Here is a 14,103-nt window from a genome sequence, read left to right on the forward strand (position 1 = left end):
ACGAGGTACACGTCGGACATATCCGCTCCTATCGGCGCCGCCGCGCCGCCCGGCACCACCGCGGCAGCCCGCTGACGGCGCCCGGAAGAGGTCCCCATGTCCTCCGCACCCGACACGTCACCCCCCGATGACATCCTGCGCCTCCGCGTCACCGCCAAGGACCCGGAGACCCTGCGCGCCCTGCTGCGCGACACCCGCCCCGACGTCGGCGGACGGCCGCACGTCGAGGAGGACGGCCGCATCGGCATCGACGTCTACGTCCCGGCCGACCGGATCCCGGCCCTCGAACGCGAGGGCGTCACGGTCACCATGACCGGAAACGCCAGCGAGGCCGGGCGCGCCGCCCAGGCCGAGGTCGGCAGCGGCGACCGCTTCGCCCCCGCCGACGCCGTCCCGCGCGGCCTGGCCGCCAAGCTCTCCGGCTGACCCGGGAGGCCCGCCATGCCGTACCTGAACGTCACCGAGGTCGAGTCCGCCGTGACCAGCCTGGCCACCGCCTTCCCCGACCTGACCCAACTCGTCACCCTGCCCGAGCCCTCGTTCGAGGGCCGCACCGCCCACGCCCTGGTGATCAGCGAACCCGCGCCGGCCCCCAAGCCGTGCGTCATGATGATCGGGGGTGTCCACGCCCGTGAGTGGGGCAGTTGCGAGATCCTCGTCCACCTCGCCGCCGACCTGCTGGAGGCCCACCGGGACGGCACCGGCCTCGGCTACGGCGGCACCGCCTTCACCGCCGGTCAGGTCAGCGGCCTGCTCCAGCGGCTCGACCTGGTGCTCTACCCGCTGGTCAACCCCGACGGCCGGCACTACAGCCAGACCGTCAGGCCCATGTGGCGCAAGAACCGCAACCCGGCGAACGCCGGCGGCAACCCGGCCCCGGACTGCGTCGGCGTCGACCTCAACCGCAACTACGACTTCCTCTTCGACTTCGTCACCGCCTTCGCCCCGGGCGCCAACCCCCAGGTGTCGAACGACCCGTGCGACCAGCAGGTCTACGCCGGCCCGAGCCCGTTCTCCGAGCCGGAGACCCGCAACGTCCAGTGGCTGCTGGACCAGCTCCCGCTGACCCGGTGGTTCGTCGACGTGCACAGCTACTCGCAGGACATGCTCTACAACTGGGGCGACGACGAGAACCAGTCGGTCGACCCCGACATGAATTTCCGCAACTCCGACTACGACGGCAAGCGCGGCCTGCCCGGCGACCTCACGTACGCCGAGTACATCCCCAAGGACGACGAGGACACCGCCGTGCTGCTCGCCGAGGCGTTCTGCAAGGGCGTCAACGGCGTGCGCGGCCTGTCGTACAAGCCGATGAGCGGCTTCCATCTGTACCCGACCAGCGGGACCAGCGACGACTACGTCTACTCCCGCACCTTCGCCGACCCCGACCAGGGCAAGGTGCTCGGCTTCACCGTCGAGTGGGGCACCGAGTTCCACCCGCGGTGGGCGGAGATGGAACAGATCATCCGCGACGTGGACGCCGGGCTGGTGCAGCTCTGCCTGGCCACCGCCTGAACAACCCCCGAACCACAGTGCCCGACAGCGGGGCGCCCGCCACGAAGGATCGTGGCGGGCGCCCCGGGCGCGCACTCGGGCGGCCCGGTGGAACGCTAGGCGGCCCGGTGGAAGAAGAACGGGTCGATGGACGGCGGCACCCGGGTCACGCCGTCGGTGCTGAGCAGTTGGTGGACGGTGAAGTTGGCGTTGCGCTGGTACGTCACGCCCACCGGGAAGTTGGCCCGGTCCGGTGTGTTGTTGCCGGCGAAGACGCCGTAGAAGTCCTTCCCGACCGCGAGCATCCGGATGTAGTCACCGAGGAAGGGCAGTCCCGCGGCCCGGGGCACGTTCGCGGGCGCCTGGTGCAGGACGTCGGACTCCGGCGCGGTGCTCCAGTTGTCGGCGGTGACCTCGAGGATCGTCGTCCACTGGTTGCTGGCGAACTGCTGGTAGACCAAGCCCACCAGACCGTCCTCGTTGACGGCCAGCGACGGGTTCTTGACGTCGGTGATGTCGTCGCGCACCTGCTGCCAGGTCTGGCCGCGGTCCTGCGAGTGCCGGACGTGCAGGGTGTTGTCGACACCGCCCGGGCCGCCCACGCGGTCGCACCAGGCGATCCAGACGCGGTCGGCGCCGGTCGGGTCCACCGCGATCGTCAGGTCGCCGCCGAGCCGCTCCTGCCCCATCGTCGAGTTGAACGCGACGAAGCGGTCGGTCGCGACCCGCTGCCCGGGGACGCTGTCGGTGGCGTCCTTGAGGTCCTGGAACGGGTGGGCGCCGACGCCTCCGTCGTCGTCCCGGGTCACCACGACGTCGAAGGTGACGTTGGTGATCGGGTCGCCCTGGTCATTGGTCCGCCAACTCTCGAACGCCGCGTAGACGGTGCCGTCGGGGTGCACGGCGAGGCGCACCGGCGGCCCGTCCTGATTCGCCGGGTCACGGTTCTCGATCACCGTGGGCACGAATCCGGCCGGTGCGGGCGCCGTCCGCGCGTCGCCCGAGACGTCCACGACGGCGGTCCGCGGGCCCGGACCGTTGTTGCCGACGTAGACCCGGTCGCGGCCGGCGCCGCCGGCCGTCACGGTGTCGGCGATGACCCACGGCTGGTCCTCCTGGTCCCGGCTCACCAGGATCTCCATGGGCGCGGTCGAGGCGATGCTCGGCGCTCGAAGGATCTGCATCCTGGTGATCGGCGTGGGCCGGTGCAGTGCGGCCAGGCCGTTCAGTATGCCCGCGTACAGGGCACCGCCCTGGGCCGCGAAGGCCACCGTGATGTCGGCGGTACCGAGCCCCGGCGCGGCGCCGGGGACGATGGTGTGCAGCACCCAGCTGTCGCCGCCGTCCGTGGACACGTAGACCGGGGCGAGCGGACCGCCCATCGGGTCGGGGGTGAAGGCGGTCGCGACCATCTCCGTGGGCGTCTCGGGGTTGACCGCGAGAAACGGCTCGGAGTCCTGGGTCGCGGTGCCGCTCAGCGCCTTCGGGGTGATGTTGACGACCTTGAGGGTGGGCATGTCGGCTCACCTCCGTTCGCGCAGCACGGCGAGCTTGTGCACCGGCTGGTAGTCCTCGGGGTGGATCAGTTCGTACGGGGCGAGCTCGCGCTGGTCGTCCTGGGTGGCGTGCAGGAGCCACAGCCCCTCCTGGCCGGCCCTGGGCTTGGGCACCCGGTAGTAGTGGGTGTCGCGGCTGTTGGGGTACAGCACGGCGAGGGTCGCGTCGTTCACCCGGCCGCTCTCGACCTGGGTGACGGCGATCGACGCCCGCCACCAGTCCGGCGAGTGCTCGGACCGGCGGTCGGCGCCGCCGGCCCGTTCCAGGCCGACCACCGTGCCGACGACCACGGCGTCCGCCTCCGCGGCGTGCGCGGCCAGATCCTGGTGGCGGATCTCCCGCTGCACCGAGGTGAACGGCTGTTCGTCGGCCGTGGTGGCGGCGAGCGACACATGGTGCTGGACGGCCCCGGCGGGCAGCCGGCCCACCTCGGTGACGCCCAGGCCCTCCCCGTACACCATGCCCTGGGTGAAGAACGCGGCCCGGTCGCCGACGCCCATCAGACCCGCGTCGGGCGACAGTTGGACGGTGACCTCACTGCCCGCGAGCTGCCGGAACGCTTCCGGCGCGTGCAGCACCTGGTCGACCCTGACCACGGCCGTCCGGTCGTTCCTGGCCTCGGCCGGAACGGCCGCGAGCGAGGTGCCGCCGACCCGGGTGACCGTGCCCACGAAGCTCAGCTGCGTGCGCCGGACGAGGTCGGTGAGCTCCTCGTGCTTGACGGGTGACATGTCGGTCATGACGGTCCTCCTCTCCGCTCACCGCAGCGCGCGGGCCGAGGAAGGGTGCGCCCGGCGCCACTCGATCCGCGCGCCGAGCAGGCAGGCGGCGGTGACGGCGGCCGCCAGTGCGACCACGAGCCACTCCGCCGCACCGCTGCCGGCGTCCGGGTCGACGCCGAGGAGCGTCTCGATCCACTGCGGCCACACCAGGGTGAGCACGAACAGCAGTCCGGACAGTCCGCCGAGGGCCGTCTCCAGCCAGAAGCGGGGACGGACCGGATTCGTTTGCCGGAAGGGCATCACTGCGCCTCCCCTTCTCCAACCGCCCGGGCCGCGCCGCGACGCAGCGCGCGCCGTTCCCGTGCCGCCGCGCGTGGCGGCGGCACGGCCCGGCCGGGCCGGCCCGGGTCGGGGGTCTGCTCCCTTCGGCGCCGCCGGTCGGGGGCGTGATCGCCGCGGGAGGTGATCTGCTTCGATCCGCAGCGTCGGAGCTGCGGTGGGAGTGCGGCCGGGAGGGGATCGCGGGTCGTCCGCGTCCCGTCCCGTGCGCTGTACGCCTACGAGGCACACGTACTTCGTATACGAGTCTGCTCGCACTCCGTGAGCAGGTCAAGGGCGGACCGGGCGGCCTCCCGCGTCAGAGCCGGGCGCCGAGCATTCGCAGCACCAACTCGCCGTAGCGGCGCCCGAGTTCCTCCGGCGCCTCGGTCGAGTTGTCGGTGTACCAGCGGGAGACGTCGATGCCCAGCGAGGTGACCGCGCGGGCCGCCGTGCGCACCTCCGCCACCTGGAAGTCCCCCGCGGCCACGCCGGCCCCGATCAGCGCGCTGACCTCGCGCTCGATGTCCAGGCGCAGCGCCGCGACCACGGCGTAGGCGTCCTCGGGCAGCGCGTGCAGCTCGTAGTTGACCACCCGGCCGACCGTCCGGGCCCGGGCGTGCCAGGCGGTGAACTGCTCGACCAGCCGCCGCATCCGCTCGGCCGGGCCGCCCTCGCCGGCCGCCGCGTTCCGGACCAGGGTCAGCGTGGCGGCGTGTCCGGCCCGGCTGATCTCGGCGAGCAGCGCGGCCTTCGACTGGTAGTGGATGTACAGCGCCGCCGGGCTCATCCCCGCCGCGGTGGCGATGTCCCGGGTCGTGGTGGCGTGGAAGCCGCGCTCGGCGAACGACTCGACGGCGGCCTGGAGCAGCCGGTACGCCGCTTCGGGGCGGGCGTCGGCGCCGGGCAGGGTCGGCCAGAGGTCGGCGAGCGGGGTGCTGGTCATGGCGTCATCCTCCCAGAGAACTCGTACAGGCTTTCCCTCCGACCGGCCGCCCGGCCCGAGCGCCGGCCACCGTTCGGGCCGGGGACGGACGGTCGGCGGAGTGTTGACAGGCTCCCGCACCGACAGCATGCTGAGCAAGCGCTTAGTCAGCTGCTGGCAGAGATCCTCGCACGAAAGGCAGGACGCTCCGTGGTGCACTCCTTCAAGGGCCGGGTGGCCGTCGTCACCGGGTCGAGCCGGGGCATCGGCCTCGGCATCGCCCGCGAGCTGGTCGACCGCGGGGCCAAGGTCTGCCTCACCGCCCGCAACCCGGAACCGCTCGCCGACGCCGTCCGCGAGCTGGGCGGCCCGGACAACGCGATCGCCGTCGCGGGCAAGGCCGACGACCCGGCGCACCAGGAAGAGGCCGTCACCCGCACCCTGGAGGCCTTCGGGCGGCTCGACCACCTGGTCAACAACACCGGCATCAACCCGGTGTACGGGCCGGTCCTGGACACCGACGAGGCCGCCGCCGCCAAGATCCTCGCCGTCAACGTGCTCGCCCCGCTGGCCTGGACCCGCCGCGCGCACGCCGCCTGGATGGGCGAGCACGGCGGCTCCGTCGTCAACGTCGCCTCCATCGCCGGCATCCGCTCCTCGCTCGGGATCGGCATGTACGGCGTCAGCAAGGCCGCGCTGATCCGGCTCACCACCGAACTCGCCGCCGAGCTGGGCCCGCAGGGCATCCGGGTCAACGCCGTCGCCCCCGCCGTGGTCAAGACCAAGTTCGCCGAGGCCCTGTACGAGGGCCGCGAGGAGAAGGTCGCCAGGGCCTACCCGCTCGGCCGCCTCGGCGTCCCCGAGGACATCGCCGGCGCCGTCGCCTTCCTGCTCTCCCCGGACGCCGGCTGGATCACCGGCCAGACCCTGGTCGTGGACGGCGGGGTCACCCTCGGCGGTGGGATGTGACCCCCGGGGACGTCGACGACCCGACGGCCGACAGCGGGACGTCCGACGGCGGGACGTCCAACCGCCGGGCGTCCGACAACCGGGCGTTCGACGGCCGGGGCGTGGTGGTGACCGGCGGCGGCCGGGGCATCGGCGCCGCGCTGGCCCGGGCCCTCGCCGCGGCCGGCGCCCGGGTGGCGGTCAACGACCTGGACGCCGGGGCCGCCCACGCCGTCGCGAAGGAGTGCGCGGGCACCGCACTGCCCGGGGACGCCGCCTCCGCCGAGGGGATCGCCGACCTGGTCGGCCGGGCCCGCGCCGAACTCGGCGAGATCGACGTGTGGTGCGCCAACGCGGGCGTCGCCCCGGTGGGCGGCGCGGACGCGCCCGCCGCGGCCTGGACGAGCGCCTGGGAGGTCAACGTCATGGCCCACGTCCGGGCCGCCGAACTGCTGCTCCCCCGCTGGCTGGAGCGCGGCGAGGGCCGCTTCCTGGCCACCGTCTCCGCCGCCGGGCTGCTCACCATGCTGGGCTCGGCCCCGTACTCGGTGACCAAGCACGGCGCGCTGGCCTTCGCCGAGTGGCTCTCCGCGACCTACCGCCACCGGGGCCTGCGGGTGCACGCGCTCTGCCCGCAGGGCGTGCGCACCGACCTGCTCGCCTCCACCGGCGCGGTCGGCGAGGCACTGCTGGCCCCGACCGCGCTCGACCCGGCGGACGTCGCCGAGGCGGCCCTGGACGGGATGCGCGCGGAGCGCTTCCTGCTCCTGCCCCACCCCGAGGTCGCCGACTACTGCCGCGCCCGGGCCACCGGCCCGGACCGCTGGCTCACCGGGATGAACCGGCTCCAGCAGGGGCTGGAGAGGAGTGAACTGCTGTGAGGGCCTGGCAGGTCGACGAGCTCGGTGAGCCCGGTGAGGTGATGCGGCTGGTCGAGGACCTCGCACGGCCGGTACCCGGCCCGGGGCAGCTGCTGGTGCGGGTACGGGCGGCGGCCGTCAACTTCCCGGACGCGCTGATGGTGCGCGGGCAGTACCAGGTCCGCCCGCCGCTGCCGTTCACGCCCGGCGTGGAGCTGTGCGGCGAGGTGGTGGACGGCGCCCGGCGGGGCGAGCGGCTGATCGGCAACCCGGTGCTGCCGCACGGCGCCTTCGCCGAGTACGCGCTGCTGGACGCCGCCGCCGCGTTCCCGGCGCCCGAGGTGCTGGACGACGCCGAGGCCGCCGCCCTGCACATCGGCTACCAGACCGCCTGGTTCGCGCTGCACCGCCGGGCCAGGCTGCGGGCCGGCGAGACCCTGCTGGTGCACGCGGCCGCCGGCGGCGTCGGCAGCGCGGCGGTCCAGCTCGGCCGGGCCGCCGGGGCACGGGTGATCGCCGTGGTCGGCGGGCCGTCGAAGGCGGAGGCGGCGCGGGCGCTCGGCGCCGACCTGGTGGTGGACCGCCGGGAGCGGGACTTCGTCGCCGCCGTCAAGGAGGCCACCGGCGGACGCGGCGCGGACGTGGTCTTCGACCCGGTCGGCGGCGAGGCCTACACCGGCTCCACCCGGTGCATCGCCTTCGAGGGCCGGATCGTGGTCGTCGGCTTCGCCGCCGGGCAGATCCCCGCCCCGGCGCTCAACCACGCCCTGGTGAAGAACTACTCGATCCTGGGCCTGCACTGGGGCCTCTACAACACCCACGACCCGCGCGCCGTCCGCACCGCCCACGACGAGCTCGGCAGGCTCGCCGAACAGGGCGCCGTCCGCCCCCTGGTGAGCGCCCGGGTGCCGCTGGCCGCCGCCCCGGACGCCGTCCGGCTCGTCGCCTCCGGGCACAGCACCGGCCGGATCGCCGTCCTCGGCGACTGACCCGCCGCGCGGCCCGGACCGCGACATGCGGCGAGGCCACAGCCCGTTGGCTGTGGCCTCGCCCCGGTCGACGCCGTCGCGCTCCTAGTTGTTGCCCCCGCTGCTGTTGCCGCCCCCGCCGTTGTTGCCGCTCCCACCGCCGTTGTTTCCGCCGCCGTTGTTGCCGCCGCCCCCGTTACCGCCGCCCCCGCCGCCCGCCGGGTTGAGCAGGCCGACGATGTCGATGGAGTTGCCGCAGACGTTGGCCTCGAGGTTGACGGGGATCTGGATCAGGTTGCCGGACAGCACGCCCGGCGATGCCGCGGCGATGCCGTCGGCGTCGGCGTCACCGTGCCCGTTGAAGCACGCGCCCGAGGGCAGGGTGTATCCGGACTCGCCGTGTCCGGCCCCCTCGTCGTGGCCCGCGGCCGCGGGGCCGGTGGAGAGGACGGCCAGCGCGACCGTGAGGCCGCCGGCGAGCAGGTACTTGCTGGTGTTGGTCATGGCGGAAGGGGTAGCCGGTCGGCCCGGGCGTCATGGAGCAGCCCCGCCCGCGCGGTCACCCGGTTGCAGGCCCGATCTACCACCGATGCAGGAGTCCCGGCCCCGATCGGACCGGAACCGGACGGTCCCCGCTGTCCGTCAGCACGGACCGGGGCTCCAAGCCCATGGAGTGACGTAGCGCCCCCAGAACGACGGCACCGGCCCGCGCGGAGCGCGCGGGCCGGTGCCGTGCGCCGGGGCTCGCACAACCGGCGGTCACCAGCGGCGTGGTCACCGCCCCTCGGTGATGACCTCCAGGGCCGGGCGGGGCTCGCGGCCGAGCAGGGCCGCGAGATCGCCCGGCCCGCCCGGGCCCGCGAGGAAGCCGTGGGCGATCGCCGAGTAGGTGCCGACCACCATCGGCACCTGGAAGTCCCGCGCGTCCGAGGCCGCCACCGCCGCCCGGGCCTCGGTCAGCCGTCCCGGGCGGTACTCGGCGCCGAGCGCCTCGGCCACCTCCGCGCCGCCCACCGCCCGCTCCCCCACCAGCTCGTAGGTGCGGCCCGCGTGCCCGGCCGGCGCCAGGGCGACGTTCACCGCCACCTCCGCGAGGTCCGCCCGGGCCACCGCCGCGAGCTTCCCGTCCCCGAGCGGAGCGCCGATCACCCCGTCCGGGCCGGGCGCGGTGATCGCCCCCAGGAACTCGGCGTACAGGCCGTTGCGCAGCACCGTCCAGCGCAGCGTGGCGGACGCGCGCAGCCGCCGCTCCGTCCAGCGGTGGGCGAGGGCGTAGGGCAGGTGGTCGCCGTCGCCGGACAGGCTGGTGTAGACGAGGTGCTCGACGCCCGCCCGCTCCGCCGCCTCGATCGCGGCGCCGTGCCGGGCGGTCACCACGTCGTCCTCGGCGGCGCCGGCCGAGATCAGCAGCAGGGTCCGCACCCCGGCGAAGGCCTCCGCCAGGGTGTCCGGCCGGTCGAAGTCCACCAGCCGGGCCGGGACGCCGTGCGGCACCTCCCCGGGCGTGCGGGAGCCGGCGACGACGCCCTCCCGGCCGGCGAGCCGCGCCAGGACGAGCGCGCCCAGGCCTCCGTTGACTCCGGTGACGAGCAGCATGGGGTTCCTCCAGGGGTGATCGGTCGTCGGCTGCACGACCATCCTCGATAGCCTGGGCGTCCGGCGTAAGGAGGCACATTCATGTCAGCAGGGCACACCGCGGTAACCACGTCCCGCCCGGTGGTCTGGTGCGAGGACGGCGTGGACTGCGGGATCCGCGACCTGCTGGACCGCCTGGGCGACAAGTGGTCGGTCCTCACCGTCGTCGAACTCGCCCAGGGCGTACGGCGGTTCCGCGAACTGCAGCGCGCCCTGCCGGGCATCTCGCAGCGGATGCTCACCCTGACCGTGCGCCGCCTGGAGCGCGACGGCCTGGTCTCGCGGACCGTCCACCCGACCGTCCCGCCGCAGGTGGAGTACGAGCTGACGCGGCTCGGGCACAGCCTGACCCACCTGGTGCGGGCGATGGCGGACTGGTCGTACGGCCACCACGACGCGATCGTCGACTCCCGGCGGCAGTGGGACGAGGCCAACCCCGGCTCGGAGATCCGTTAGGAGCCCGGTCTCATCCGGTGACCTCGACGGTGACTTCGTAGCGGCGCTGCTCGGGCGGGCAGTTGAGGGCCTCGCCGCAGCTGGTGCGGGTCGCGGTGAGGCGGGCGGTGCCGGGGGCGCGGGCGGTGAAGGAGGCGGTGACGGTGCCGCAGCCGCCGCCGGGGCGGCAGGACGGGGACGGGGCGGTGGTCGGGGAGCCTTCCGGGGCGAGGACCTCGGGGGCGGAACTGGTCGCGGCGGACCAGTAGGTGCTGTGGAGGGCGAGCGTGACGGTCGTGCCGACGGCGGCCTTCAGGGTGGTGCGGTCGGCGTGCTCGTCCACCGTGACCGTCGCCGGGCTCGACGCGGTCACCGGGCTCGACGCGGCGGCGGGCGTCGACGGGCCCGTTCCGGTGGAGGCGCAGCCGGCCAGGGCGAGCAGGGCGGCGGCGAGTACTGGGGCGGCGGATCTTCTCGGGTTCACGGTGGTTCCTCCTGCTGTTGTTCCGGGGTACCGGTTCGACGCCCCGGCGGCCGGTTCGGATCCCGCCGGACGGCAGTCGGACCGGAAACGGCACCGGGGCGGGCGCTGGGCCCACCCCGGTGCGTTCGACGCGGCGGTCGTCAGGAGACGGTCACGTCGTCGTAGTAGGTGTAGGTCGGGTCACCCGGGTAGTTGTCGTCGTGGTTGCTCAGGGTGAGGGTGTAGGAGTGGCCCGGGGTGACGGTCGCCGCCTTGTTGGTCCAGGTGCCGGTGGTGGTGCAGGTCTTGGCCAGGACCGTGGTGGTCGTGCCGGTGGTGTTGTCCTTCAGGGTGGCGGTGGCCCAGTCGTAGGTGACGGTGTCGTCACAGGTGTTGCTGTACCAGAAGGACAGCTTGCTGGAGCCGGTCGGCGCGGTGAAGGTCTGGGCGATCGAGGAGTCCCCGGTCGGGCCGGTGGAGCCGACCATGGCGCCGTAGCCGCCGCTGTGGGCGGCGGAGGCGGTGGCGGAGGTGCTGCCGGCGGTGGTCCAGCCGGTCAGGCTGCCGGTCTCGAAGGTGCCGTTGGTGACGGCGGTGCCGCCGCCCCCGCTCGTGGACTCGGTCCAGGTGAAGGTGGTGCTGCCGGCGGCGCCGGTGGTGTCGGTGGCGGTGACCGTGACGCTGGAGGTGCCGGCGGCGGTCGGGGTGCCGGAGATCAGGCCGGTCGAGGAGTTGATCGACAGGCCGGCCGGCAGGCCGGTGGCCGAGTAGCCCAGCGTCTGGCCGGTGGCCGAGTCGGTGGCGCCGATCTGCAGGCTCGCCGCGGTGCCGACGGTGCCGCTCTGGTTGCCCGGGTTGGTGACGGTGACCGTGTTGCCGTGGGTCAGGATGGCGTGCGAGATCGCGCAGGAGTTGGTGTCGTTGGACCAGCTGGCCTGCTCGGCGTAGCTGCCGAATGCCCCGAAGGAGATGTTGGCGGCGCCGCCGGTGCTGCCGGGCTGGATCCAGGCGCACTCGTCGGAGTTCTCCTGGCCGTTGTAGCTGCTGCCGGAGACGTGGTTGGTCCAGCCTCCGGCCGGGTTCTGGTCGGACATCATCTCGTGCCACTCGTGGCCGAGGGTCATCGTCCAGCCGTCCAGCGTGCCGGGCGAGTTGACGAAGCCGACGCCGCAGTTGGAGCCCGCGTCGATGTTGTACGGCTGGTTGGAGAAGGCGATGTCGCCGTAGGGCGAGCTCGCCGCACCGCCGGTGAGGGTGGTGTCACCGTTCCAGTCGTGCCAGGCGCAGTACCCGGTGGTCGGGTTCTGGTAGTCGTCCGGGTTGGTGCCGTGCGGCGACAGGACGATGTAGTACGCGTCCCGGTTGGCGGCGGCGGTGGTGTTGCCGAAGTGTCCGGCGGCCTTGACGGCCTCCTGGGCGAGCTGGTTGCCGCTGGCCTGGCTCGGCGAGGCGGCCGCGTTGTCGTACCAGACGCCGGACAGGACGCCGCCGCTCTGGTACGGGATGAAGTTGGCGCCGGACGGGCAGCTCACGGCACCGGTGGCGACGGTGGGGCCGTCGCACCACTGGGTGAGGTCGGCCGACCAGGTCTCGCCGTTGGTGCCGATGCCCTTGAACATCTGCTGGGTGGCACCGGCGGCGCCGGCCGAGTCGTTGGAGAACTTCGCGTTGCCGCCGGCGTCGGAGGTCTGGGTGCCCCACTGGTTGCCGTAGAAGACCAGGTAGACCTTGGAGTGCCCGCTCTGCACGCCGATCCCGTCGACGCCGCCGCCGTACGACAGCGTCTGCTGGCCGGTCGCCGCGGCCTGGTTGTGGGCGGCGAGCCACTTCTTGTAGTTCTCGTGCTGGGACATGCCGGGAACCGCGCCGTGCCGGTAGGGGTGGCCGTTCTGCGGGCTCCAGGGGTTGAACTCGTTGGTGGTGCTGCCCTGCGAGCCGGAGATGTCCTGCGCGGAGGCCGGACCGGCCGCGCCGGCCAAGCCGGCGAAGGCGAGCGCGAGCGACGCTATTCCGGTGAGCGCCGCGTACCTCGCGCGTCCGGTCCTGGGGGAGTGACCCATGGGTGAGGGTGCCTCTCTTCTGCCGATCGTCCGCGGCCGCGGGGGCCGGGGACGATCCCTTTGTGGGGGAAGAGCCGGCGGCGGATTCCGTCGGGTCGGGTTCCGGTCGAATTCATTCGCACACCCGGAATTGACTGTCCGTCGGCTTTTGCCGCCTGCGTGGCAAGAAGGAAAGCAGAGCTGATGAACACCGGTCAACGGCGTTGGGTAAGGAACGATTAAGAAGCGCGTCCAAGCAGGTCAAGCAACATTGATGAAAGGGGATCAACGCGCGTAGCCATTCACTGAATACGACGGGAAATGCCGCTTCGAAATCCGCGAGCGGCCGTGCGGCGAGGCTCCCTGACGGCAATTCGGCGCCGCGTGGGCCTTTCCCCTCGGCCCGTCCGGAAGGGGGGCGGCGCGGGAACTCCGCCCGCTCCCCCGGCCCGCTACCGCTCGTACGCCACCTCGGGGAAGCGGGCCGAGGGCCCGTCCAGCAGGTGGTCGTCCTGGCCGCGCAGCCAGCGGTCGAAGAAGGACGCCACGTAGGAGCGGGTGGCGAGTTCGGCACGGCCGGGGCGGATGTCGCCGACGTCCTTGCGCAGCTGCTCGGCGCTGAGCACGCCCTGGCGGGCGAGCTGCGGCAGCAGCGGCTGGGCGTCGGTGTACGAGCCGTGGCGGGAGCCGGTGAGGGTGACGTCGGCGTGCCAGCCGGTGCTGTGCTGCCACAGGGCGTTCCAGCCGGGCTGGTCGCGGTAGCCGCCGGAGTCCTCGCCGCCGGTGCCCATCAGCAGGAACGGCCGGTTCAGACCGTCCTCGGCGACGCTGGGCAGGAGGACGCCGGTGTGGCCGTCGGGGCCGGGGAAGTGCATCTGCCCGTCCATGTTGATCCCGGCCGCGATCCGCGGGTCGTCGTGCATGGCCTGGAGCGCGGTGAAGCCGCCCGCCGACTGGCCGACCATGCCGATCCGGTCGAGATCGAGGGCCCCGGCCACCCCGGCGGGCAGGCCCGGCCGCCCGCCCAGGCCGGCGAGCCGGTCCAGGACGAAGCGGGTGTCGGCGACCCGGGTGTCCATCGCCTTGCGCAGCACCGCGCCGATGTCCAGGCCCGGCCGACCGAGCATGCCGGGGAGCACCGAGGTGGCCAGGTCGCCGCCGGGGAAGGCGACTTCGGAGGCCTCGTAGGTGTGGTCGACGGTGACCACCACGTAGCCGCGCGAGGCGAGGTCCTCGACCAGCGCCGTCCCCCAGGTGCGCGGGTCGCCGAGACCGGGCGAGTACAGCACGACCGGGCGCGGGCCGCCGGGCAGTGCCGGGGCGTCCTTGCGCGCGTGGGTGCGGATGGCCGACCAGTCGGTGCGGCCGGGCTCGGTGCCGTAGTTGAGCAGGCCGACGCCGTCCGGGCCGTCGAAGTGCCGGCCGGCGGCGGGCTCCATGTACGGGGCCCGCTCGTCGCCGGAGGCCGGGTGGGAGGTCGGGTACCAGAGGCTGATCATCAGCTCGCGCCGCTGCCCGGGGTGCCAGGGGTCCTCCCGTCCGGTGTCGGTGAGGTGCAGCGCGGTGGTCCCGATCGGGTACGGCCCGCTGGGCTCGGGCAGCCAGGCCCGGGCCTGCCGCCCGGGGCTCGCGTCCCCCGGCGCGACCGCTCCCACGGCCGTACCGATCGTGCCCACCGCCGTTGCCGCCGCCAGCACCACCGCCGCCACGGCCCGTCCCGGAATGCCCATCATGTCCTC

General features: G+C 73.6%; 15 protein-coding genes. 6 read left to right on the forward strand and 9 right to left on the reverse strand.

From position 1 onward, the window contains the following. Positions 1-96 precede the first annotated feature (96 nt). A complete protein-coding gene (locus ACFVUY_RS19125) occupies positions 97-426 on the forward strand; it encodes a hypothetical protein (protein ID WP_359909239.1) in 330 nt (109 codons plus the stop codon). A 15-nt stretch (positions 427-441) separates the two neighbouring features. Next, positions 442-1,515, forward strand: coding sequence for a M14 family metallopeptidase (locus ACFVUY_RS19130; protein ID WP_387687319.1), 1,074 nt, complete (start codon positions 442-444; stop codon positions 1,513-1,515). A gap of 95 nt (positions 1,516-1,610) precedes the next feature. Here ACFVUY_RS19130 and ACFVUY_RS19135 read toward each other — a convergent pair whose 3' ends face one another. The 4 genes from ACFVUY_RS19135 to ACFVUY_RS19150 form a co-directional block, all read right to left on the reverse strand. Then, a complete protein-coding gene (locus tag ACFVUY_RS19135) occupies positions 1,611-3,011 on the reverse strand; it encodes a hypothetical protein (RefSeq protein WP_387731244.1) in 1,401 nt (466 codons plus the stop codon). 6 nt (positions 3,012-3,017) lie between these two features. Next, on the reverse strand, positions 3,018-3,791 hold the full coding sequence (locus ACFVUY_RS19140; protein ID WP_387731246.1) for a hypothetical protein: 774 nt from the start codon (positions 3,789-3,791) through the stop codon (positions 3,018-3,020). 18 nt (positions 3,792-3,809) lie between these two features. Further along, positions 3,810-4,073 carry an ABC transporter permease gene (locus ACFVUY_RS19145; protein WP_387731249.1) on the reverse strand — a complete coding sequence of 88 codons (264 nt, stop codon included), beginning with the start codon at positions 4,071-4,073 and terminating at the stop codon, positions 3,810-3,812. Positions 4,074-4,410: 337 nt separating this feature from the next. Beyond that, a complete protein-coding gene (locus ACFVUY_RS19150) occupies positions 4,411-5,037 on the reverse strand; it encodes a TetR/AcrR family transcriptional regulator (protein WP_387731252.1) in 627 nt (208 codons plus the stop codon). A gap of 189 nt (positions 5,038-5,226) precedes the next feature. Here ACFVUY_RS19150 and ACFVUY_RS19155 point away from each other — a divergent pair, with 189 nt between their 5' ends. The 3 genes from ACFVUY_RS19155 (at position 5,227) to ACFVUY_RS19165 (ending at position 7,813) form a co-directional block, all read left to right on the forward strand. Next, positions 5,227-5,985 carry an SDR family oxidoreductase gene (locus ACFVUY_RS19155; protein ID WP_387687309.1) on the forward strand — a complete coding sequence of 253 codons (759 nt, stop codon included), beginning with the start codon at positions 5,227-5,229 and terminating at the stop codon, positions 5,983-5,985. A 101-nt stretch (positions 5,986-6,086) separates the two neighbouring features. After that, on the forward strand, positions 6,087-6,845 hold the full coding sequence (locus ACFVUY_RS19160; protein WP_387731630.1) for an SDR family oxidoreductase: 759 nt from the start codon (positions 6,087-6,089) through the stop codon (positions 6,843-6,845). Continuing rightward, complete coding sequence (locus tag ACFVUY_RS19165; protein ID WP_387687307.1) at positions 6,842-7,813, forward strand: NADPH:quinone oxidoreductase family protein; 972 nt, start codon at positions 6,842-6,844, stop codon at positions 7,811-7,813. The genes ACFVUY_RS19160 and ACFVUY_RS19165 overlap by 4 nt, the downstream gene beginning before the upstream one ends. Positions 7,814-7,897: 84 nt before the next feature. Here the strand turns inward: ACFVUY_RS19165 and ACFVUY_RS19170 are convergent, their stop codons facing one another. Both ACFVUY_RS19170 and ACFVUY_RS19175 read right to left on the reverse strand, forming a co-directional pair. Continuing rightward, the gene (locus tag ACFVUY_RS19170) at positions 7,898-8,296 is read right to left on the reverse strand and encodes a chaplin (protein WP_387731255.1); all 399 of its coding nucleotides are present in this window, start codon (positions 8,294-8,296) and stop codon (positions 7,898-7,900) included. A gap of 270 nt (positions 8,297-8,566) precedes the next feature. Then, positions 8,567-9,388 carry an NAD(P)H-binding protein gene (locus tag ACFVUY_RS19175; RefSeq protein WP_387731258.1) on the reverse strand — a complete coding sequence of 274 codons (822 nt, stop codon included), beginning with the start codon at positions 9,386-9,388 and terminating at the stop codon, positions 8,567-8,569. 81 nt (positions 9,389-9,469) lie between these two features. Between ACFVUY_RS19175 and ACFVUY_RS19180 the strand changes: the two genes are divergently transcribed. Then, positions 9,470-9,883, forward strand: a complete 414-nt coding sequence (locus ACFVUY_RS19180) for a winged helix-turn-helix transcriptional regulator (RefSeq protein WP_387687299.1) — start codon at positions 9,470-9,472, stop codon at positions 9,881-9,883. Positions 9,884-9,893: 10 nt separating this feature from the next. On the opposite strand, the gene ACFVUY_RS19185 is transcribed toward ACFVUY_RS19180, so the two are convergent. The 3 genes from ACFVUY_RS19185 to ACFVUY_RS19195 form a co-directional block, all read right to left on the reverse strand. Then, positions 9,894-10,346 (reverse strand): hypothetical protein, encoded by a 453-nt coding sequence (locus tag ACFVUY_RS19185; RefSeq protein ID WP_387731260.1) that lies wholly within the window; start codon positions 10,344-10,346, stop codon positions 9,894-9,896. A 140-nt stretch (positions 10,347-10,486) separates the two neighbouring features. Next, positions 10,487-12,385, reverse strand: a complete 1,899-nt coding sequence (locus ACFVUY_RS19190) for a putative Ig domain-containing protein (RefSeq protein WP_387731262.1) — start codon at positions 12,383-12,385, stop codon at positions 10,487-10,489. 431 nt (positions 12,386-12,816) lie between these two features. Continuing rightward, entirely contained in the window at positions 12,817-14,097 is a 1,281-nt protein-coding gene (locus tag ACFVUY_RS19195; protein WP_387687293.1) for an alpha/beta hydrolase family protein, read from the reverse strand. Positions 14,098-14,103: the final 6 nt, after the last annotated feature.

Origin of the sequence: Kitasatospora sp. NPDC058063 (assembly GCF_042885395.1) — a bacterium.
In the GTDB taxonomy this organism is placed as follows: domain Bacteria; phylum Actinomycetota; class Actinomycetes; order Streptomycetales; family Streptomycetaceae; genus Kitasatospora; species Kitasatospora lactacystinica.

What these genes read in the sequence shown, in the direction of transcription:
- ACFVUY_RS19170 (WP_387731255.1), bottom strand. Translation starts at nt 8,296, where the DNA reads ATGACCAACACCAGCAAGTACCTGCTCGCCGGCGGCCTCACGGTCGCG.
- ACFVUY_RS19125 (WP_359909239.1), top strand. Translation starts at nt 97, where the DNA reads ATGTCCTCCGCACCCGACACGTCACCCCCCGATGACATCCTGCGCCTC.
- ACFVUY_RS19130 (WP_387687319.1), top strand. Translation starts at nt 442, where the DNA reads ATGCCGTACCTGAACGTCACCGAGGTCGAGTCCGCCGTGACCAGCCTG.
- ACFVUY_RS19175 (WP_387731258.1), bottom strand. Translation starts at nt 9,388, where the DNA reads ATGCTGCTCGTCACCGGAGTCAACGGAGGCCTGGGCGCGCTCGTCCTG.
- ACFVUY_RS19135 (WP_387731244.1), bottom strand. Translation starts at nt 3,011, where the DNA reads ATGCCCACCCTCAAGGTCGTCAACATCACCCCGAAGGCGCTGAGCGGC.
- ACFVUY_RS19150 (WP_387731252.1), bottom strand. Translation starts at nt 5,037, where the DNA reads ATGACCAGCACCCCGCTCGCCGACCTCTGGCCGACCCTGCCCGGCGCC.
- ACFVUY_RS19145 (WP_387731249.1), bottom strand. Translation starts at nt 4,073, where the DNA reads ATGCCCTTCCGGCAAACGAATCCGGTCCGTCCCCGCTTCTGGCTGGAG.
- ACFVUY_RS19190 (WP_387731262.1), bottom strand. Translation starts at nt 12,385, where the DNA reads ATGGGTCACTCCCCCAGGACCGGACGCGCGAGGTACGCGGCGCTCACC.
- ACFVUY_RS19140 (WP_387731246.1), bottom strand. Translation starts at nt 3,791, where the DNA reads ATGACCGACATGTCACCCGTCAAGCACGAGGAGCTCACCGACCTCGTC.
- ACFVUY_RS19180 (WP_387687299.1), top strand. Translation starts at nt 9,470, where the DNA reads ATGTCAGCAGGGCACACCGCGGTAACCACGTCCCGCCCGGTGGTCTGG.
- ACFVUY_RS19195 (WP_387687293.1), bottom strand. Translation starts at nt 14,097, where the DNA reads ATGATGGGCATTCCGGGACGGGCCGTGGCGGCGGTGGTGCTGGCGGCG.